This window comes from Spiroplasma endosymbiont of Andrena trimmerana (assembly GCF_964019575.1).
GTDB lineage: Bacteria > Bacillota_I > Bacilli_A > Mycoplasmatales > VBWQ01 > Spiroplasma_E.
The window spans coordinates 862,121-883,875 of sequence record NZ_OZ026455.1; the positions used below are offsets into that span (position 1 = coordinate 862,121).

The following is a 21,755-nucleotide window of genomic DNA, read 5'->3' on the forward strand; positions in this document are numbered from 1 at the left end:
GTAAGTGCAACTAAATTATTTTTCTATCCAAATATTCGATTGGTGAAAGATAATTTAGTATTTTTCTCGGTTTTTGATTTAAAGACAATATAAATTTATGAACTTCATTTTTATTAGTTTTTGAAAAAATAAATTTTTTAGGAAATTTTTCTCTAATTAAACCATTAGTATTTTCATTAGTACCTCTTTGTCAAGGTGAATATGGATTGGCAAAATAAATTTTTACATCTAAATTTTTTTCAAGTTGTTGTCAATTTGAAAATTCTTTGCCACGATCAAAAGTAATAGTTTTAACAATGTTTTTAGGAAGAATTGATAAATAATAACTGACATTTTTATTAATAACTTTAGTAGTTCTGTTTTTAACTAATATTGCTAAAGTAAATCGTGATACTCTTTCAACTAAAGTTATTAAACATGATTTGCTTTTACCTCGTGATGATACTATAGTATCTCCTTCTCAATGACCAAGTGTTATACGATCATTAACATTTATATCTCGTTCTTTAATTGATTTACCATTAAACTTGCCACGATTTTCTTTAGATTTTCGTTTTTTACCTTTTCTTCTTAAATTTTTACTAGTAACTTTATCAAGCATTCCAAAATAAATTCAAGTATAAATTGTTTTAAAACTAATAACTCATTCTTTATGAAAATTTTTAATTCTGCCATAAATTTGTTCAGGTGATCAACCTAATAGTAATTTTTGTTGTACATATTTTACTAAATTCTTATTTTTAAACTTATGAAAACTAATATGTGATTGTTTTCGATTTTCAGCTTTATTTTGTGCAATTAATGAAAAATAATGATTATTATCTTTATTTCTATTAATTTCTCGAATAATAGTACTAATACTTCGATTAAGATTTTTAGCTATTTCACTAATTTTAAATTTAAATTTCAATTGATTCTCAATATAAATTCTTTCATCTATGCCAAGATGTTTATAACTCATATAAAAACTCCTTACTTTTTTCTAAACTAAATTTAGCATTATGAAATTTTTATATGAGAATTTTTTGCAATTTTATTTACTTGCACTTACAAGTATAACTCAGCAGCTAAATTGTAAAGGTAAGTGCAACTAAATTATTTTTCTATCCAAATATTCGATTGGTGAAAGATAATTTAGTATTTTTCTCGGTTTTTGATTTAAAGACAATATAAATTTATGAACTTCATTTTTATTAGTTTTTGAAAAAATAAATTTTTTAGGAAATTTTTCTCTAATTAAACCATTAGTATTTTCATTAGTACCTCTTTGTCAAGGTGAATATGGATTGGCAAAATAAATTTTTACATCTAAATTTTTTTCAAGTTGTTGTCAATTTGAAAATTCTTTGCCACGATCAAAAGTAATAGTTTTAACAATGTTTTTAGGAAGAATTGATAAATAATAACTGACATTTTTATTAATAACTTTAGTAGTTCTGTTTTTAACTAATATTGCTAAAGTAAATCGTGATACTCTTTCAACTAAAGTTATTAAACATGATTTGCTTTTACCTCGTGATGATACTATAGTATCTCCTTCTCAATGACCAAGTGTTATACGATCATTAACATTTATATCTCGTTCTTTAATTGATTTACCATTAAACTTGCCACGATTTTCTTTAGATTTTCGTTTTTTACCTTTTCTTCTTAAATTTTTACTAGTAACTTTATCAAGCATTCCAAAATAAATTCAAGTATAAATTGTTTTAAAACTAATAACTCATTCTTTATGAAAATTTTTAATTCTGCCATAAATTTGTTCAGGTGATCAACCTAATAGTAATTTTTGTTGTACATATTTTACTAAATTCTTATTTTTAAACTTATGAAAACTAATATGTGATTGTTTTCGATTTTCAGCTTTATTTTGTGCAATTAATGAAAAATAATGATTATTATCTTTATTTCTATTAATTTCTCGAATAATAGTACTAATACTTCGATTAAGATTTTTAGCTATTTCAATAATTTTAAATTTAAATTTCAATTGATTCTCAATATAAATCCTTTCATCTATGCCAAGATGTTTATAACTCATATAAAAACTCCTTACTTTTTTCTAAACTAAATTTAGCATTATGAAATTTTTATATGAGAATTTTTTGCAATTTTATTTACTTGCACTTACAAGTATAATTCAGCATTAAACAATTATTGCGATTCAAAAGCAGAAATATTTAATTCTGCAACTAATAATAATTTGAAGAGAAATATTTTTATTTCGGGTATAGCTAATAATTATGAAGAATTTGGTACTATAAAGAAAAGTAAAAAATTTGTATTTGATTTATCAAATTTCTTATGTAAAGAAAATAAGAAAATAATAAATGCATTTGGAATCGGCGTTGGTGATGAAATAGTAAGTGGTGCTGTTAAGTATGCTAAAGAAAATAGTATTGTTTTGGATAAAATTCTTGATGTATGACCATTTCCGCAACAACTTAAAAAAAGTTGACCAGAATATCGTAATCAGTTAATAGATAAAGCAGACATTGTACTATTTATTTTTGGTAATAAAATGGATGAAAATAATAATATTGTTTTATCAAAAGGTGTATTAAATGAATTTGAAATTGCTAGAAATAAAAATAAAATAATAATTCCTATAGCTTCAACTGGTTATGCTGCTAAAGAAATATTTATAAAAATAGAAAATGATATAGAAAATTTTAAATATTTAAAAGATTATTTACATGTTCTTAAGAATGAAAAAAATGCTGCAAAGATAGTTAAAACTATTATTCAAATTTTAGATAATATTAACTAGTAATATTTATTTATATTTTATTTCTTGGTGGTAATTGTGGAGGCGTACCACTTCCAATTGGACTTAGTTGTCCTAAATAATTAATAAAATGATAATCTCATTTTTCAGAAACTAAATCACCAGTATTTTTTTCATTTTTATTTTTATCAATAGTTTCATAAATATGATTTAAATTTTGATTGATAGATGATGAGATAATATTTTTTAATACTAATTCAAAAGGAATATAGTTGCTATTCATAAAAAGTTAACACCAATTTCTAATATTTTAATTTTTAACAATTTTTAAAAAATTATATCATAATAATTTTATTTGATAATGAAATGTTTAATAATTTTTTATTATATTATTCAATAGTTTTTTTAATGTTTTTAGAAACTTATGTATATTTTTTGTTAATAATAAACTTTCTGTTGATATATTATATATAATTATATTATGTTTAAAATTAATCAAAAATTTTAATTATAAAAGGTAGGAAATTAAGTATGGAAAACCTTAGTGTTGGCGAAATAATAACAAAATTTAATTTAACAATTTTATATATTAATCCCAAAATTCCAATTGAAAAAAGAATTATTACTAATATTGGTACTAATCGTGGTGGTTTAGAGTTAACAGGATTTAAAACTAAACAAATCTCACGTAGTCGTCGTATAATTTTATTAAGCAGTAAAGAAAGCGAATATATTTCTTCTTTACCAAAAACAGAATTTAAGAACCATTTTAGTAATATTTTAGAAGATCATATTCCTGCTATTTTTGTAACACCTAATTTTAAATTTAAAAAAGAATTATGTGACTGTGCTAAAGCGATTAATTCAACAGTTCCAATTATTGAAGTATTATTTTTTACTTCTGAATTTGCAGCAACAGTTTCTACGTATATTGTTGAACGTTTATCTGAATCTAAACGTTTACATGGTACTCTAGTAAATATTTTTGGTTATGGTGTCCTAATTACAGGTGAAAGTGGTATTGGTAAATCAGAAACAACATTAGATTTATTACGTAATGGGCACTTATTTGTTGGCGATGATAGTATTGATATTTTAAAAGTCAACAATAAAATTGTAGGAAAAGTTAATCCGATTATTAAAAATTTAATTGAAATTAGAGGAATAGGTATCCTAGATATTACCAAAATGTATGGATATCATGTTATAATGCATGAGAGTCAAGTAAATTTAATTATTAATTTAATTAGAATTGAAAATGATGGTTGAACTAAAGTTGATCGACTTGGTGAACATAATAACTTTGATGTTTTTTTTGAAATTAAAGTGCCTAAAATAATTATTCCTGTTAGTCCAGGAAGAAATTTAGCTGATTTAATTGAAGCAGCAGTTATTAGTTTAAAGTTAAAAGATGAAGGTCAAGACGCTACTGCTAGTTTTCAAAAACAAATAATTAGAAATTTAACAAAAAAGAAATAATTTAATTATTAAATTATCAAAAAGGAAAAAATATGATTAATGATGATGGATACAATAGTTTAATTACCGATATTCCGGGAACGGGAATTCATATTTATTCAGTATTAATGGCAATAGGTTTTTTAACTGCTGTCATTGCTTCATGAATAAAATTATATTGTCGTAATATTCCAACTAAAACTTTAGAATGAGGAACATTAGTTATTGCATTAGCAGGATTAATAGGAGCAAGAGCATGATATGTTCTTAATAATACTAGCACAATTGAAAATGCACTTGATGTAGTTGCCGTTTGAAGAGGTGGTATGGCAATTGAAGGAGGCGTTACAGTTGGAATGATAGTAGGGTTCTTTATTTTTTATCGTACTTCAAAACAGTTACAAATTTCAATGTGAGTTTTTATTGATTGTATTGTTCCAAATATTTTATTAGGTCAAGCGATTGGTAGATGAGGTAATTTTTTTAATCAAGAATTACTAGGAACTGATGTTGGTCATCCTTTCAGTTGATTACCAACATGAATAAATAATCATTTACATTATGGTTTTAATAGCGATAATCGAGATCCTGTTGCTGTTTATCGTCAACCTTTATTTTTATATGAGTCATTATCTTCATTATTTGGTTGATTCTTTTTAACGTTTTTTGTACCAAAAACAGGACAAATATTTAGTAAAAAACCATGAAAATTAGATTCTTCGCAATTTATTTCGCCTTTAAAGACTAATCCAATTGTTGGAAAAGATTTTTTAAAACCTTGAACGGTTATTAAAAAAATTCATGGATATCGTAAATTTAAATATGAAAGTTGAAAACAAGCATATTTTGATTTTACACCCAATAAGAATAGTGTTAAAAGTGTTGAAAAAATACCTTGAAAAGATGTTAAAACACATTCAAAAGTTAAATCAAAGATAAAAAAATGATATTTAAAGATTAAATATAATATGCAACCACATTCTAAATCTTTAAATACTATGTATAATCCTAATAATTATCGAGTAACGTATGCAGGAGTATCAGGTAGTTTATACTTTGTCTTTTATGGTATTATTAGAATGATTTTAGAACCACTTCGTGATAATAGAGACATTATGAAAATAGCCAATGTTTCAACTTCAATGATAGTTTCTGGAATGTGAATTATTTTAGGTGTTATTTTAGTAATATTTGCACAAATTATTGCACCATCAAGATTTCGTAAAGGAGAATGATTATATGAAAAATCATACTAATAAAGAAAATAAATATGATTATGATTTAGTAGTTATTGGTGGTGGTCCAGCAGGAATGACAGCTGCTATTTATGCACAAAGAGCAAATCTTAAAACTGTGATTATTGAAAAATATATTGTTGGTGGAAAAATGATTAAAACTTCTGAAATTGAAAATTATCCAGGTTATGATTATATTTTAGGGCCTGAATTATCAGAAAAAATGCAAAAGCAAGTTGAGAAACTACAAGTTGAATTTGTTACTGATGAGGTTATTAAAATTACAGATAGTGAAAATCATAAAATTAAAACAGTCCTTTTAAGTAGTGGTGATGTTCTTATTGCTAAAGGAGTAATTATAGCTACTGGTTCATTAGAACGTAAAATTGGTGTTCCTGGTGAAGAAGAATATGCTAATCGTGGTGTTTCTTATTGTGCTGTTTGTGATGGTGCTTTATTTAAGAATAAAATTATTAGTGTAGTTGGCGGTGGTTATGCTGCTTGTGAAGAATCTTTATATTTAACAAGATTTACTAATAAAGTTAATCTTATTCATCGTCGTGATCAATTTCGTGCTGATGATAAAACCGTTAATAAAGTTAAAAATAATGAAAATATTAATTTAATAACTGATCATGTTGTATTAAAAGTATTAGGTACTGAGGATAAGAAAAAAGTAGGTAAATTAGAAATTCAAAATATTAAAACTAAGGAAATTAGTGAAATTACTACTGATGCCTTATTTCCTTATATTGGTTCTGATCCTGTTACAAAATTTGTTAAAGATTTAGATATTTGTGATAGCAATGGTTATATTATAGTTAATGATAAGTGTCAAACTAAAATCCCAGGATTATATGCAGCTGGTGATGTAATTGCTAAAAATTTAAGACAAATAGTAACTGCTGTTAACGATGGAGCGATTGCAGCACAATATTTAATAAATTTTATTGATAATTTTAATGAATAAAGTGTACAATTGAGGTGATAGTAATGATATCATTTACAACAAGTGTAAAAGATGAAATCTGTCAAAAAAGTTTTAAAAATTGTTGTCAGAAATCTTTGCTATCAGCATATTCGCTTATTAATGGTAAGATTACAAATTCAGATAAAATAAATAATGAGATTATTATTCATAGTTTTCATAACAAAACCACTAGGTTAATATATAAATTTTTAAAAAATCAATATAAAGATGTAAAATTGATAGTTATGGTGGATGTTTTAAATAAATTTGAGCGTCCAAAGGTGTATAATATTCGTATTAATAATAAAATCAATTTTATTATTAATGATTTAATGCTTCAAGATAAATATCTTTTTATTGAGAAAGAAGCTATGCACCAGCATATAATAAAAGAGCATTGTATAAGAGCGTATATCGCAGGAATCTTCCTTGTAGTTGGCAGTATCAATTCTCCTTCAACACCTAACTACCATTTGGAATTACAATTTCATAATGATATGTTGGCTAAAAAAATTAAAAATATTTTATTACAAATTTTTAAATTAAACTTTAAAACAATAAAACGTCGTAATAAAACGGTGCTTTATCTAAAAAAATCTAATGTAATTTCTGACTTTTTAAAAATAATTGATTGTCCACAAGCAGTTTTCGCTTTTGAAGATAAACGCATTTCACGAGAATTATTTAATAATATTAATCGTTTTAATAATATTGATATTTCTAATCAACAAAAAATTTTAAATGCTGGAGACCAGCAAGTTATAATGATTTCTGTTTTAAAGGATAAAAAACTTTTCAAAGCGTTGTCATTAAAAGCTCAAATTATTTCAAATTTAAGATTAAAAAATCCTGAAGCATCACTTTCAGAATTGGGTGAACTTTACTATCAAGAAACTGATTTTGTCATTACTAAGTCTGGGGTTAATCATTTAATTCGCGAAATTAAGAAAAAGTATCAAGAAACATTGTAAGTTAATAATAAAAAGTATAAGAGGAGGCCATACAATGAAAAAGAAAGAAATTTTAAGCAAAGGTCGTCAAGATTTATTGAATGCTTTTGGAAAACGAATGAAAACTTTACGTAATCAAAAAGGTAGAAAATTTTCACAAGAGAAACTTGGAGAAGCAAGCGGCCTACATCGTAATTATATTTCTGATGCTGAAAGAGGAACAAGAAACGTATCTTTAGTTGCAATCTTAAAAATAATTAATGGGTTGGATTCATCTATTAGTGAGTTTTTTGCTGTAGGGTTTGATAATATTGATACTTCAAATTTATATGACACATTTAGTGTTGAATAAAATCAATTTAATACACTTTTAGTAGTACTTTATAAATAAGTACTACTTTTTTATTATTTTATTTTTTATTAAAAATAAATTTGAGAAAAGTATTAGTACTTTTTATAAAATTAATTGATATTCACTAGTAATTTTTTTATCTTAATGAAGATTATGAAAATTATTCACTTTATATTAGGAATAATTAATCATTAAAATGTTATAATTTAATTATTGATTATCATTAAGGAGTTATTATGACAATAGAAAATACAGAAGTTGAAATTGAAAATGTTACTACTAATGTTGATAATGCTAAAAAAGAACCTTATCAGTTAAGTAGTATTATTTCACCTATATTTGGTCTTAATCATCAAAAAATAACTACGATTCCAATTAATATTAAAAAAGCTGATAGCAGTTCTAGCACTATTGAGCAATATGTTGATAAAAAAACTAAAGAAAATATTTTTCGTGAAAAAGAAGTAGCGTATAATAATTCTAGTAATCTTGATAATACTAGAATTGCACAAATTAAAAAAAATAGAGAACAACAACAAATATATGATAGTTTACCATCGCGCTATCTAGAATTTCGCGATAAAATATTTAAAGAAACTACATCTATTAATTACAATAATGCAAGTAATAATAACGATACAGTTATTACAACTATTGATTTGTTAGTTGATGATATTTTAGATGAAAATAAATAGGAGATGCTATGAATAATATAATAAAATCCAATATTATTGACGAATTAAAATGACGTAATATCTTAAAAGATATTAGTAGCATAGATAAAGTAATTAATGCAGGAAAATTAGGAAAAGGAATATATTGTGGTTTTGATCCAAGTAATGATTCATTACATTTGGGTAATTTACTACAAATTATTTTATTGCATCGTTTTGCTATATTTGGTTTTCAACCAATTGCTGTTATTGGTGGTACAACGGCAATGATTGGTGATCCAAGTGGTAAAAATAAAGAACGTAATTTATTAGATGAAAATGTGTTACAAACTAATGTTAGAAAAATAAAAGAGCAGTTAGTGACATTATTAAGTTATGAAAATATTGATAATTTAACATCATTAGAATTAATTAAAACATGTAATTTATTAAATGATAAAGAATATGAAACATTAGAGATGATTATTAAAAGTATTAATCCAAATAATCAATATCAACAGACTTTAAGTAGTATTTTAAAAACATTGCCCTTACCTTGAGAAGAATTAGGATTATCAGCATCATTACTAAAAACTTTATATGAAATTTGTAATTTTGATCAAAAGTGAATTACTATGAAAAGTGATTTAAATAATCTTTCCTTTAAACAATTGTTAAATTATTGTGATAGTTATGTAGAAACTTGAATTACATTTTTAAAATTACCATTGGGAACATTAAACAATAAAATTAAACCAATTAAAATTATTAATAATCAAACATGATTAGGCCCACTAACAATTACAACTTTTTTGCGTGATATTGGTAAGCATTTTAATGTTAATCAAATGTTAGGCAAAGAAATGATTGCTAATCGTTTAAATTCTGGAATTTCTTATACTGAATTTTCTTATATGGTATTACAAGCGTATGATTTTTATCATTTATATGAAAAAGAGCAATGTTATATTCAATCTGGTGGTAGTGATCAATGAGGAAATATTACTTCCGGTTTAGATTTAATTAGAAAACAAAAAGGTGATGAACATCATGCTGCCGGTATTACTATTAATTTATTAACTAAATCTAATGGTGAAAAATTTGGTAAAAGCGAAAAAGGTGCTATATTTTTAAATAGTGAAAAAACTTCGCCTTATGAGTTATATCAATTTTTATTTAATCAAGAAGATAAAGATTTGCCTACTTTTTTTAATTCTTTAACTTTATTTAGTGAAGAACAAATAGCAAAAATTTTAGTAATTCATAACAGTGATGTTAAGCAACATTATGGACAAAAGATTTTAGCAGCTTTATTAACAGTATTTATTCATAAATTAAATGGATATTTTAGTGCTATTAATATTACTAATGCTTTTTTCCACGACCGGATTCATCAAATGAAATCATCTGAGATTTTACAGGTTTTAAAAGATGTACCACATTTTAATCTTAATCATAATGAACAAATAATTGATTTTTTAGTTAATAATCAAATTTGTAATTCAAAAAGAATAGCAAGAGAACTAATTATTCAAGGTTCAATTGTTGTTAATGGTGAAAAAATTACCAATATAAATTTTCTTATTAGTAAAAAAAACGCAATTAATAATCAAGTAACAGTTATTAAAAAAGGTAAGCGTCATTATTTTATAGTTGTTCATAAATAAGGAAGGGTATTTAAATATGATATTTATTAATGTTTCTCCATTATTATGGGATATTATTATTTTTGCTATTATTATTTTTGGTATTGTTACTGGCTTTTTTATTGGGGGAAGAGCATTAACATTTATTAGCGCTGGTAATTTACTTAGTATTGGTTTAATGTTGGCATTTAAACCAATGTTAATAGATTCTTTTAAAAATATGGTATCACCATGGTTTAGTGACCTTAGCGGTAGTTTTGCTTCATTTAAGAATTTATTAACTGATAATATTGGATTTTTGATATATGCTATTGTTTGAATTATTGGTATTAATATTTTATTTTGAATAATCTATATTATTTTATATTTTGTACTTTTTAATAAAAATAAAATTGAACACAAAGCAATAAATGCTACAGCGGGAATTTTAATTAATTTTATTAGAATGAGTATTTTAGGTAGTATCATAATAATTATGATGGGTACTAGTGTTTTCGGTAATAAATTATTAAGTTATGGTGTTATTAAAAATGAAATACCAACAACTTCTGTTACTCATAAAATATTTAGTAGTATTGATAATAATCTTCCTTTTTTAAATGTTAATGTAACAGACATTAACACTGTTATTGATTTATATCAAAATAGTGAAACATTAAAGCAGAGTATAAATGAATTAAAAAATAATACAACTTATGAGGAATGTTACAGTACTGTTGAAAAGTTAAAAATGATAGGTATATTAAGAGTAGATGAAACCGATAAAATTGCTAATGCTCTAAAAGAAATGGAATCAACAGGTGATATCAATGCTAATAAAAAAATAATTATAGAACTCTTGCAACAACACGGAGTTGATAATTTTTTAGATGTTAATTATATGGTATTAGTTTTTAATGCTTATGCTAATATACTTAATTTATATTCGGAAGTAGTACAAGTATTTGATAATAATTTAAAAGATATGCCAAGAATAGATACTACACTTCCAAAAAATATGGGTCGTTATAATCTTTTAAAGCCTAAAATTTCTGCTTTTACTAATTCAATTAAAGATGTAATAGTAAGAGAACATATTATTCAAAATTTAAAAAATATTTATAATCCGTTTTAATAAAAGCTGAGTTATACTTGTAAGTGCAAGTAAATAAAATTGCAAAAAATTCTCATATAAAAATTTCATAATGCTAAATTTAGTTTAGAAAAAAGTAAGGAGTTTTTATATGAGTTATAAACATCTTGGCATAGATGAAAGAATTTATATTGAGAATCAATTGAAATTTAAATTTAAAATTAGTGAAATAGCTAAAAATCTTAATCGAAGTATTAGTACTATTATTCGAGAAATTAATAGAAATAAAGATAATAATCATTATTTTTCATTAATTGCACAAAATAAAGCTGAAAATCGAAAACAATCACATATTAGTTTTCATAAGTTTAAAAATAAGAATTTAGTAAAATATGTACAACAAAAATTACTATTAGGTTGATCACCTGAACAAATTTATGGCAGAATTAAAAATTTTCATAAAGAATGAGTTATTAGTTTTAAAACAATTTATACTTGAATTTATTTTGGAATGCTTGATAAAGTTACTAGTAAAAATTTAAGAAGAAAAGGTAAAAAACGAAAATCTAAAGAAAATCGTGGCAAGTTTAATGGTAAATCAATTAAAGAACGAGATATAAATGTTAATGATCGTATAACACTTGGTCATTGAGAAGGAGATACTATAGTATCATCACGAGGTAAAAGCAAATCATGTTTAATAACTTTAGTTGAAAGAGTATCACGATTTACTTTAGCAATATTAGTTAAAAACAGAACTACTAAAGTTATTAATAAAAATGTCAGTTATTATTTATCAATTCTTCCTAAAAACATTGTTAAAACTATTACTTTTGATCGTGGCAAAGAATTTTCAAATTGACAACAACTTGAAAAAAATTTAGATGTAAAAATTTATTTTGCCAATCCATATTCACCTTGACAAAGAGGTACTAATGAAAATACTAATGGTTTAATTAGAGAAAAATTTCCTAAAAAATTTATTTTTTCAAAAACTAATAAAAATGAAGTTCATAAATTTATATTGTCTTTAAATCAAAAACCGAGAAAAATACTAAATTATCTTTCACCAATCGAATATTTGGATAGAAAAATAATTTAGTTGCACTTACCTTTACAATTTAGCAAAAATAAAAAAATAGTTGAGGAATTTAATTTTTACTTATAACTGGAGTAGTAATTTTTCTTTGTGTTTTAAAAAAAATATGATATTATTACCTAGTAATTTAATAAATGTTCTTTCCTAGTATAGATATTTTCTATATTAGGATTTTTATTAAGTTAATTTTAATAAGCAAAGGAAGATAAAGAATATGTTAGATGATTTATTAAGAAAAACATTAGAAAACACACCTAAAGAATATAAGAAAAATATGATTGACAGTTTCAGAATAAATATAGGTAAATTAATTAATAATATTAATGACTATATAGACGTTGAAGAGAAAATTTATAATGCAGAAAGTAAAGCAGGATATTCTGTTTCTTATAATCCTTTTTATATGTCACTTCAACATCGAATTAATATCCAACTATTAAAAGAAATAGTAAATGCTCTTAATAATGTTGATGAATTAGAAAAGTTTAAAAAATTAGAAGAAATATATAAAGAATTAGTTACTAGAAAAGAAGAAATTGAAACACCAAATTCAAGATGAAAGAATGCTAATAAATATAAAGAACCTAATAATCCTGACTTACAAACAAGAATTAATCAAATTTTAGAAAATGGTCCATTAACAAGACAACAAAATTTTATTGATGCAGCAAATCAAGAACATATTCCTAATAATGGTAATGGTTCAAATAGTTTTCATAATGTTATATAATATGAACCTATATTAAGTTCATTATTTATAGAGAACATATAAAAGTTACCCTTTGGGGTAACTTTTACAATATTTTATTTTTTATTAAATCAATAGTATTTTCTACTTGTTTATTATTACTTTCTTTTTTGTCTTTTGTCTTAATAAATCGATAAGTACTAATGATTAAAAAACCTATATAAATTAAATAAGATATCGTTAATACTGATATTAGTAAAATATTATCATAATAATTTTTAGTAAAAAATGAAAATATGTTACTAAAAATTAAAGGAATTATAGCTATTCATAAAATTAAATATTTCTTTTTGTTTTTACTAATTCCTAATCAGCCAATAGCTGTTATCATAACAGCTATCACAAAAGTAATACTAACTATTTTTTCAGAAATTTCATTTTTAATCATTTTTATTCTTCCTTTACTCATCTATAATTAACATTATATCATTTAATTTAATTGACATAGTAGTTGTAGAAAATTAATTGTTACTTTTGTTTTAAGGAAATTGATTAATAGATAATTAATTTATATTTTATTTTTTCAAAAATAAAAAAAATAATAAATGCTTTTATTGATATTTACCATCTAAAAAATAAATCTGTTATCAATTGATAACAGATTTTAAATTAATTATTAATTTTAAGCACGTCCATATGATTCAACAACTAATGCTTCATTAATATCAGTATTTAGTTCGTCACGTAGTGGATGACGTACATATGTACCAATAAATGTTTTTTTATTGAATTCAATAAATGGTAATGTTGAAGCATTAGCGCTTAATGCTTCAATAATTTTTGCATTTTTTTGTGCTTTTTCAGTAATAGTAATTTTATCTCCTATTTTAACACGATATGAAGGAATATTAACTTTTTTACCATTAACTAAAACATGACCATGATTTACTAATTGACGAGCACCTTTTCTTGTTAAAGATAAACCTAAACGAAAAACAATATTATCTAATCTTGATTCTAAGAATACCAACAAGTTAGTACCAGTAACACCATGAGTTTTTTTTGATTCATCAAATAAATTTTTCATTTGACGAGCATTTAAACCATAAGTGAAACGAATTTTTTGTTTTTCTTGTAATTGTAATCCATAGTTAGAAAGTTTAATTCTTTTTTGACCGTGTTGTCCAGGAGCGAATGTTCGCTTTTTTCCTTTTGCAAATTCTTTACCAGATTCAAGAATTGAGAAGTTTAATCTTCTTGATTTTCTAAAAACCGGACCAGTATATCTTGACATAATAAAAACCTCCTTGGAATGTATACAAACACAAAGAGACTTTAATAAGTTCTCATTAAGATAGTTTACAATTCGCCAGAACAGCACTGGTTACTATTAAGATTAATAGAAAATTCTACTAATAAAAAGAATAATCTTTGAGGGTAAACTATTTGCAACTTAATAATACTTATTTGCTGCTTTCGTGAATGCTTGTTAATTATAGGATAAGTAATGTTATTTGTCAAATATTATTTTTCATTTTTGCAATTAAATATCATTAAATTTTAGTTATTATTTTTTTAAAAAATAATTTAAATTTATATAATAAAATTTAGTATTTAATTTAAAAAAGTTAGTTATTGAATTTTGGTATTTTTTGTCATCAGTTATTCCTGAATTCCAGAAAAAGTCAATATATTCTATGACTTTTTCTACATTTCATGTTGAAAGCTCTTTATCAAATTCAAGAGCGTTACAAAACATGTAACTCATATCTGTTACTTTAGAAGTATTTCAGTTTGAAATATTTCCATTAAAGTATTTTGCATAGTAAAACATGTAACTAATATTTGTTACATTAGAAGTATTTCACTTTGAAAGATCTTGATTGAATTTTGAAGCACCACCAAACATATTATGCATAGTTGTTACATTTGAAACATTTCATTTTGAAATATTTTGATTGAATGATTGTGTAAGAGAAAACATTGATGTCATGTTTGTCACTTTTGAAGTGTCTCAGTTTGAAATGTCTTGGTTGAATTTTGAGCTACCAGAAAACATTTCTTGCAATGATGTTATTTCTGATGGTAGTTTGTCAGGTACTTTTTCAATTATTCTTGGCATTTTAACCACTTGAATTTCACCTTGTTGATTTTTATAAAAACCAATTTGAACAACCTCTTTACTTTCTATATTTGACAAATCTTCTATATTAGTTTTTATTTCTTCTCCATTTTTATTTTTGTAAATTGTATCTTGTTGTGTTTTGTATGTTTTTAATAATATTTTCATTAATAAAACCCCCTTTTTATTTACTTTTAATATTTTTTAGATAAATATAATTGATAGACTTATTATTTTAAACTTATATTTATGAATTTATATAACTTTTTATTATTATCTTAAGATTTATTTAAAAATATTTACTTTTAATTTATAATAATATTTTTATTTAAGTTCATAATTATGATATTAAAGATAAGCAATATAGTTTTGATAAATCTTAATTAAAGTTTATATGTGAAAAAATTAATATACAATAAAAAATATTTAATGTTAATTATTATGAGTAAACTTGATTAAAATTTTTAATTATTTATTTTTAATACCATTTTTTATTTATTGACTAAAAACACCCATACTATCATTTTTATCTCATGAACCAATTCTATTTGTAACAAGCCTTATTCCTTGATCTTCTGGTAGTCTTTTAAAAAAATTATTTATTTCTTGAAAATGATCAATAATAACTTTTATTGTTGTATAAATATCATCTTGACTTATACTACCACCCAATCCAGTATCGTCTTCTTTTGCAAATTTATTGATAATTTTAAAAAATAATTGTTTAAAATTTTCTTGTTTTTCAGTATTATAGATATTTTGGATATGTAAAAAGTTATCATAACTAATTTTTACTTTTATTCAATCATGTGCAGCAGGACGATAATCTACTTCAAATAGATTTTTATTATTAAATTTGTATAAAAATTTGTATAAATCATTAGCAATTTGTTCTTGAACTCATTTTGTTGGATGAAATTGATCTAAAAAAAATAGTTATCAATATTTTGTGAGTTTGCACCAGAAACATATTGAGTTTGTAATATTCCATTTTTTCCAAGAGTATTTATATCAATTTTAGTAGCATTTGAATCTTGGTATTGACTTCCTCTATTTTTGAATTGTTCAAATAGTTTATTAAATTTTGAAAAAACATCATACTCTTTAATATTTGTTTTTTCAAAGTTTTTATTTGCTTTTTTAATTTCTTCAGTTAATTTTAAGTTAAATTTATTTACAAGATTTGTCATTGGTTGTTGATTAATAGTTTCTTTATAGTTAAGAATTAATCCCATATCAGCAATATTTGTTATAACTATTTTTTTAATATTTTTATTAATTAATTCTGTTAAATCTTCATCAAGTTTATTAATAATTTTATTAATAGCATTATCAATATCAGTAATGTTATGATCAATTATTCACATTAAATCATTAGTTCCAATGTTTATAAAAACTAAATCATCATTATAAAAATCACTATGTTGTTTTATTAATGATTTTATTTGCTCATCAAGTGAAAATTTATTTAAAAATAAACCTTCAAGACCATAAACTTTTTCTATAAATGTTCCACCAACAGCGTAGTTAGTACCTATTTGTGAAAAATGTTGACCATTTAATGCTATAAAGTCTCATCCAGCTGTAACTTTTTGTTTTAATTTTTTACTAATTAATTCGGTTGCAACAGGGCCATTACATCAAGATCGATTTTGATAATAAGGAGGTTTTAATTGTACATCATGAGATTTCATAAGTTCCTCTGGGAGGGGAATATTTTGAAAAAATTGACTTCCTGCACCAACCAATGCTCCTACATCTGATAAACTGTCTCCTAAAGTATAAAAATTATTTTGAAAATTACTTGTATTATAATTTGCATTACTTAATGTTGAGATTATGTTTGTCATTAATAAAGAACATGTTGTCATTAGTTTTATTAAATTTTTCATAGTTATTTATTCTCCTTTTAATTTATTTTTAGTTTTTAATTTATTGTTTAAATAATGATATATTTTGGTATGCTGAGTTATACTTGTAAGTGCAAGTAAATAAAATTGCAAAAAATTCTCATATAAAAATTTCATAATGCTAAATTTAGTTTAGAAAAAAGTAAGGAGTTTTTATATGAGTTATAAACATCTTGGCATAGATGAAAGAATTTATATTGAGAATCAATTGAAATTTAAATTTAAAATTAGTGAAATAGCTAAAAATCTTAATCGAAGTATTAGTACTATTATTCGAGAAATTAATAGAAATAAAGATAATAATCATTATTTTTCATTAATTGCACAAAATAAAGCTGAAAATCGAAAACAATCACATATTAGTTTTCATAAGTTTAAAAATAAGAATTTAGTAAAATATGTACAACAAAAATTACTATTAGGTTGATCACCTGAACAAATTTATGGCAGAATTAAAAATTTTCATAAAGAATGAGTTATTAGTTTTAAAACAATTTATACTTGAATTTATTTTGGAATGCTTGATAAAGTTACTAGTAAAAATTTAAGAAGAAAAGGTAAAAAACGAAAATCTAAAGAAAATCGTGGCAAGTTTAATGGTAAATCAATTAAAGAACGAGATATAAATGTTAATGATCGTATAACACTTGGTCATTGAGAAGGAGATACTATAGTATCATCACGAGGTAAAAGCAAATCATGTTTAATAACTTTAGTTGAAAGAGTATCACGATTTACTTTAGCAATATTAGTTAAAAACAGAACTACTAAAGTTATTAATAAAAATGTCAGTTATTATTTATCAATTCTTCCTAAAAACATTGTTAAAACTATTACTTTTGATCGTGGCAAAGAATTTTCAAATTGACAACAACTTGAAAAAAATTTAGATGTAAAAATTTATTTTGCCAATCCATATTCACCTTGACAAAGAGGTACTAATGAAAATACTAATGGTTTAATTAGAGAAAAATTTCCTAAAAAATTTATTTTTTCAAAAACTAATAAAAATGAAGTTCATAAATTTATATTGTCTTTAAATCAAAAACCGAGAAAAATACTAAATTATCTTTCACCAATCGAATATTTGGATAGAAAAATAATTTAGTTGCACTTACCTTTACAATTTAGCGTATATATTTTTTAATTTGTATTTTTGTAGAATTAAATTAAGACTTATTTAAAAAGTATTTTAAATAAGTCTTAATTTAAGTTTATAATTGAAAAAAATAATATATAATAAAAAAATGTTTAATGTAATTATTTTTAAAAAATAAATATTTTTATAAGAGTTAGTTATAACTTTTAATTATTTATTTTGTAATCGATAATTTTGTGTAAAAATAATTATTAAATCTTTGATAATACTTGTTTTTTTAAATAAGTTTCTATATAATTATTAATGCTTTAAGCAATGTAGTCCCGGTAAAAATTACACTGTAAGGAGAAAAAAATGCGTCAAACAACAATGAATTTCAGTAACATTGAAAAAAAGTGATATGTTATTGATGCCAGTGGTTTAATTTTAGGACGTCTTGCAACTAAAGTTGCAATGATATTGCGTGGTAAAAATAAACCTTCATTTACACCACATTTAGATTGTGGAGATTATATCATTATTATTAATGCAAACAAAATTAAATTAACAGGTAATAAATTACAAGATAAGAAGTATTATAACCATTCACAATATCCTGGTGGATTACGTGTACGTAATGCACAAAGTATGATTGCTAAAGATGCTTCTGAATTAGTAGAGATAGCGATTAAAGGTATGCTACCAAATACTACCTTAGGTCGTAAGCAATTTACACATCTTCATGTTTATAACCATGATCAACATCAACTTCAAGCCCAAAACCCCGAAGTTTTAATATTAGGCCAATAGGAGTAGACTTTTATGACAACATCTAATAAACCCGTAACTTATTCAAGTTCAGGCGGCCGTAAAACGTCAACTGCCCGTGTTCATTTAAAAAATACTGGTCAATCAAAAATATTAATTAATGGTTTTGAGCCTTTAAAATATTTAGAACAAGAAATCTTAGTTCAAGATATGTTATTACCTTTAAAAGTAACTAATACGTTAGAAAACTTTGAAATTAATATCAAAGTTGAAGGTGGCGGAAGAACTGGTCAAGCTGGTGCAGCACGTTTAGCTTTATCTAATGTTTTAGTTAAGGTGTCAGAAGATTATCGAGTATTATTAAGACAATTTGGATTATTAACTCGTGATGCACGTAAAAAAGAACGTAAAAAATATGGTTTAAAAGCAGCCAGAAAAGCACCGCAGTTTTCAAAACGTTAATATAATAAAAAAAGAGTCTCAGACTCTTTTTTTATTACTATTATCTAATATTTTTTTATTATTATAGTATTACTAGAATTTTATATATTATTTTTGTTTATAATTTACTTTTTTATTTATATAACTTTCTTTTTTTTAAAATTTGTATTTCTTTAAATAAATTAGAGGTGTTTTTATTATAAACACTATATATGTGTAAAATAAGAATATCAATAATTTGTTTTAATAATAATGTAAAATTAATTTACAAAAAATTTAATAAAATTAAGGAGAGATTTTAATTTATGCCAAAAGAAATTAAAAGAAAAAGAAAAGTTATTGTAGGAATGGTTGGTGGGGCAGTTTTGGCTGGTGGATTAATCGGGGGTATTATAGCAATTTCTGAAATATTAGTTCAAAATGAGGGGGTATATCAAGAAAAATTAAATATTTTTAATTGACCTGAATCTTATGGTGCAATATCAACTTTATTAAATATAAATAATGATTTATATGTCGGAACTAGTAATGGTGTATATAAAATTAAAGATAATGCAAGTAATACAAAAGACAAAATAATAACACCAATTAGTGGTATTAATGGTTATATTTCTAGTTTAGTTGTTACTAATGATGGAACTGTTTATGTAGCAACTTTTGCTAATGGACTTTTTAGATATTCTCCTGAACAAAATATTTTGACACAAATATCAGAAATAACAGGAGAAGTTTATAGTTTAGTAGCTATGGGTAATAATGTATATGTTGGAACAAGAACTTCTGATTGTTATGGTAAGTTATTTATGATTGAATCTAATAAAAAAGTATCAGAAATTAAGGATTGAATTGAAACATATGGTGAAGTTAGAAGTTTAGCGGTTATTGATAATGATTTGTATATTGGTACTAAAACTGGTACATATACTGGAAATTTATTAATATTTAAGCCTAATGGAATATTAGAATTGTTAAAAAAATGAAATCAAAATAATGGTGAAGTTTGGAGTTTAATAGTTTTTGGTAATGATTTATATATTGGAAGTAGAAATCAACTATATGAAAGTAGACTATTTAAACTTTCTCTTAAAGGAGAAAAAATAACAGAAACTATTGGTTGAAGAAATAATAAAAATTATGGTGAGATTTGAAGTTTAGCTGTTGTTAATAATGATTTATATGTTGGAAGTAGAGTTCAAGTTATTGATAATAAATTTTTTAAAGGTGGATTATATAAGTCATCTGATGGTGGTATTACTTTTACTGAAGTATTTGGTTGAAATAAAGATTATGGTGCGGTAGTAAGTTTATTACTTGCAGATAATAATTTATATATTGGAAGCAAAAACTATAGTGATAAAACTAATCAAAATTATCAAGGGAAGTTATTTTTTAAAAGAATAAAATAAAATTATTAAAAAATGCTGAGTTATACTTGTAAGTGCAAGTAAATAAAATTGCAAAAAATTCTCATATAAAAATTTCATAATGCTAAATTTAGTTTAGAAAAAAGTAAGGAGTTTTTATATGAGTTATAAACATCTTGGCATAGATGAAAGAATTTATATTGAGAATCAATTGAAATTTAAATTTAAAATTAGTGAAATAGCTAAAAATCTTAATCGAAGTATTAGTACTATTATTCGAGAAATTAATAGAAATAAAGATAATAATCATTATTTTTCATTAATTGCACAAAATAAAGCTGAAAATCGAAAACAATCACATATTAGTTTTCATAAGTTTAAAAATAAGAATTTAGTAAAATATGTACAACAAAAATTACTATTAGGTTGATCACCTGAACAAATTTATGGCAGAATTAAAAATTTTCATAAAGAATGAGTTATTAGTTTTAAAACAATTTATACTTGAATTTATTTTGGAATGCTTGATAAAGTTACTAGTAAAAATTTAAGAAGAAAAGGTAAAAAACGAAAATCTAAAGAAAATCGTGGCAAGTTTAATGGTAAATCAATTAAAGAACGAGATATAAATGTTAATGATCGTATAACACTTGGTCATTGAGAAGGAGATACTATAGTATCATCACGAGGTAAAAGCAAATCATGTTTAATAACTTTAGTTGAAAGAGTATCACGATTTACTTTAGCAATATTAGTTAAAAACAGAACTACTAAAGTTATTAATAAAAATGTCAGTTATTATTTATCAATTCTTCCTAAAAACATTGTTAAAACTATTACTTTTGATCGTGGCAAAGAATTTTCAAATTGACAACAACTTGAAAAAAATTTAGATGTAAAAATTTATTTTGCCAATCCATATTCACCTTGACAAAGAGGTACTAATGAAAATACTAATGGTTTAATTAGAGAAAAATTTCCTAAAAAATTTATTTTTTCAAAAACTAATAAAAATGAAGTTCATAAATTTATATTGTCTTTAAATCAAAAACCGAGAAAAATACTAAATTATCTTTCACCAATCGAATATTTGGATAGAAAAATAATTTAGTTGCACTTACCTTTACAATTTAGCAAAAATAAAAAACATTATAATAAAAATATTATAATATTTAGAAAATATTTAGTTTTTAAATTATTAATAAGATAAAGTATATTAAT

General features: G+C 23.5%; 24 protein-coding genes. 16 read left to right on the forward strand and 8 right to left on the reverse strand.

Annotated elements, in window-relative coordinates; translation table 4 throughout:
• Positions 1-10: 10 nt before the first annotated feature.
• Positions 11-961 carry an IS30 family transposase gene (locus tag AACL03_RS05025; protein ID WP_339038665.1) on the reverse strand — a complete coding sequence of 317 codons (951 nt, stop codon included), beginning with the start codon at positions 959-961 and terminating at the stop codon, positions 11-13.
• Positions 962-1,090: 129 nt separating this feature from the next.
• Complete coding sequence (locus AACL03_RS05030; protein WP_339038813.1) at positions 1,091-2,041, reverse strand: IS30 family transposase; 951 nt, start codon at positions 2,039-2,041, stop codon at positions 1,091-1,093.
• 135 nt (positions 2,042-2,176) lie between these two features.
• Between AACL03_RS05030 and AACL03_RS05035 the strand changes: the two genes are divergently transcribed.
• A complete protein-coding gene (locus AACL03_RS05035) occupies positions 2,177-2,770 on the forward strand; it encodes a hypothetical protein (protein ID WP_339040166.1) in 594 nt (197 codons plus the stop codon).
• A 10-nt stretch (positions 2,771-2,780) separates the two neighbouring features.
• On the opposite strand, the gene AACL03_RS05040 is transcribed toward AACL03_RS05035, so the two are convergent.
• Positions 2,781-3,011: a hypothetical protein gene (locus tag AACL03_RS05040; RefSeq protein ID WP_338980027.1), complete on the reverse strand. Its 231-nt coding sequence runs from the start codon at positions 3,009-3,011 to the stop codon at positions 2,781-2,783.
• A gap of 248 nt (positions 3,012-3,259) precedes the next feature.
• On the opposite strand from AACL03_RS05040, the gene hprK reads away from it, so the two are divergent.
• The 10 genes from hprK to AACL03_RS05090 all read left to right on the forward strand — a co-directional run bounded on the left by hprK (position 3,260) and on the right by AACL03_RS05090 (position 12,893).
• Complete coding sequence (gene hprK / locus AACL03_RS05045) at positions 3,260-4,207, forward strand: HPr(Ser) kinase/phosphatase (protein WP_339039670.1); 948 nt, start codon at positions 3,260-3,262, stop codon at positions 4,205-4,207.
• 32 nt (positions 4,208-4,239) lie between these two features.
• Entirely contained in the window at positions 4,240-5,442 is a 1,203-nt protein-coding gene (locus AACL03_RS05050; RefSeq protein ID WP_339039672.1) for a prolipoprotein diacylglyceryl transferase, read from the forward strand.
• On the forward strand, positions 5,426-6,391 hold the full coding sequence (gene trxB, locus AACL03_RS05055; protein ID WP_252319900.1) for a thioredoxin-disulfide reductase: 966 nt from the start codon (positions 5,426-5,428) through the stop codon (positions 6,389-6,391). Before AACL03_RS05050 ends, trxB begins: the two co-directional genes overlap by 17 nt.
• Before the next feature lie 23 nt (positions 6,392-6,414).
• Complete coding sequence (whiA, locus tag AACL03_RS05060; protein WP_339039674.1) at positions 6,415-7,362, forward strand: DNA-binding protein WhiA; 948 nt, start codon at positions 6,415-6,417, stop codon at positions 7,360-7,362.
• Positions 7,363-7,396: 34 nt separating this feature from the next.
• Positions 7,397-7,693, forward strand: coding sequence for a helix-turn-helix domain-containing protein (locus AACL03_RS05065; RefSeq protein WP_252319896.1), 297 nt, complete (start codon positions 7,397-7,399; stop codon positions 7,691-7,693).
• A 236-nt stretch (positions 7,694-7,929) separates the two neighbouring features.
• Positions 7,930-8,388, forward strand: a complete 459-nt coding sequence (locus AACL03_RS05070) for a hypothetical protein (RefSeq protein ID WP_338958961.1) — start codon at positions 7,930-7,932, stop codon at positions 8,386-8,388.
• A gap of 8 nt (positions 8,389-8,396) precedes the next feature.
• The gene (gene tyrS / locus AACL03_RS05075; protein ID WP_338958964.1) at positions 8,397-10,013 is read left to right on the forward strand and encodes a tyrosine--tRNA ligase; all 1,617 of its coding nucleotides are present in this window, start codon (positions 8,397-8,399) and stop codon (positions 10,011-10,013) included.
• Between the two features lie 16 nt (positions 10,014-10,029).
• Entirely contained in the window at positions 10,030-11,106 is a 1,077-nt protein-coding gene (locus AACL03_RS05080) for a hypothetical protein (RefSeq protein WP_339039677.1), read from the forward strand.
• 109 nt (positions 11,107-11,215) lie between these two features.
• Positions 11,216-12,166, forward strand: a complete 951-nt coding sequence (locus AACL03_RS05085) for an IS30 family transposase (RefSeq protein ID WP_339038665.1) — start codon at positions 11,216-11,218, stop codon at positions 12,164-12,166.
• A gap of 211 nt (positions 12,167-12,377) precedes the next feature.
• Complete coding sequence (locus AACL03_RS05090) at positions 12,378-12,893, forward strand: hypothetical protein (protein ID WP_339039679.1); 516 nt, start codon at positions 12,378-12,380, stop codon at positions 12,891-12,893.
• A gap of 64 nt (positions 12,894-12,957) precedes the next feature.
• Here AACL03_RS05090 and AACL03_RS05095 read toward each other — a convergent pair whose 3' ends face one another.
• From AACL03_RS05095 to AACL03_RS05115, 5 genes are all read right to left on the reverse strand, one after another.
• A complete protein-coding gene (locus AACL03_RS05095; protein WP_338958972.1) occupies positions 12,958-13,299 on the reverse strand; it encodes a hypothetical protein in 342 nt (113 codons plus the stop codon).
• Between the two features lie 234 nt (positions 13,300-13,533).
• Positions 13,534-14,145 carry a 30S ribosomal protein S4 gene (gene rpsD, locus AACL03_RS05100; RefSeq protein WP_174480874.1) on the reverse strand — a complete coding sequence of 204 codons (612 nt, stop codon included), beginning with the start codon at positions 14,143-14,145 and terminating at the stop codon, positions 13,534-13,536.
• A 273-nt stretch (positions 14,146-14,418) separates the two neighbouring features.
• Entirely contained in the window at positions 14,419-15,141 is a 723-nt protein-coding gene (locus AACL03_RS05105) for a BspA family leucine-rich repeat surface protein (RefSeq protein ID WP_339039682.1), read from the reverse strand.
• A 327-nt stretch (positions 15,142-15,468) separates the two neighbouring features.
• Entirely contained in the window at positions 15,469-15,645 is a 177-nt protein-coding gene (locus AACL03_RS05110) for a hypothetical protein (protein WP_338958979.1), read from the reverse strand.
• Positions 15,646-15,896: 251 nt separating this feature from the next.
• Complete coding sequence (locus AACL03_RS05115; RefSeq protein WP_339039684.1) at positions 15,897-16,865, reverse strand: SGNH/GDSL hydrolase family protein; 969 nt, start codon at positions 16,863-16,865, stop codon at positions 15,897-15,899.
• A 175-nt stretch (positions 16,866-17,040) separates the two neighbouring features.
• On the opposite strand from AACL03_RS05115, the gene AACL03_RS05120 reads away from it, so the two are divergent.
• From AACL03_RS05120 to AACL03_RS05140, 5 genes are all read left to right on the forward strand, one after another.
• The gene (locus AACL03_RS05120) at positions 17,041-17,991 is read left to right on the forward strand and encodes an IS30 family transposase (protein ID WP_339038665.1); all 951 of its coding nucleotides are present in this window, start codon (positions 17,041-17,043) and stop codon (positions 17,989-17,991) included.
• A gap of 345 nt (positions 17,992-18,336) precedes the next feature.
• Positions 18,337-18,771: a 50S ribosomal protein L13 gene (rplM, locus tag AACL03_RS05125; RefSeq protein WP_339039686.1), complete on the forward strand. Its 435-nt coding sequence runs from the start codon at positions 18,337-18,339 to the stop codon at positions 18,769-18,771.
• A gap of 12 nt (positions 18,772-18,783) precedes the next feature.
• A complete protein-coding gene (rpsI, locus tag AACL03_RS05130) occupies positions 18,784-19,191 on the forward strand; it encodes a 30S ribosomal protein S9 (protein WP_252319874.1) in 408 nt (135 codons plus the stop codon).
• A 284-nt stretch (positions 19,192-19,475) separates the two neighbouring features.
• Positions 19,476-20,576: a hypothetical protein gene (locus AACL03_RS05135; RefSeq protein WP_339039689.1), complete on the forward strand. Its 1,101-nt coding sequence runs from the start codon at positions 19,476-19,478 to the stop codon at positions 20,574-20,576.
• Between the two features lie 118 nt (positions 20,577-20,694).
• Entirely contained in the window at positions 20,695-21,645 is a 951-nt protein-coding gene (locus tag AACL03_RS05140; protein WP_339038665.1) for an IS30 family transposase, read from the forward strand.
• Positions 21,646-21,755: the final 110 nt, after the last annotated feature.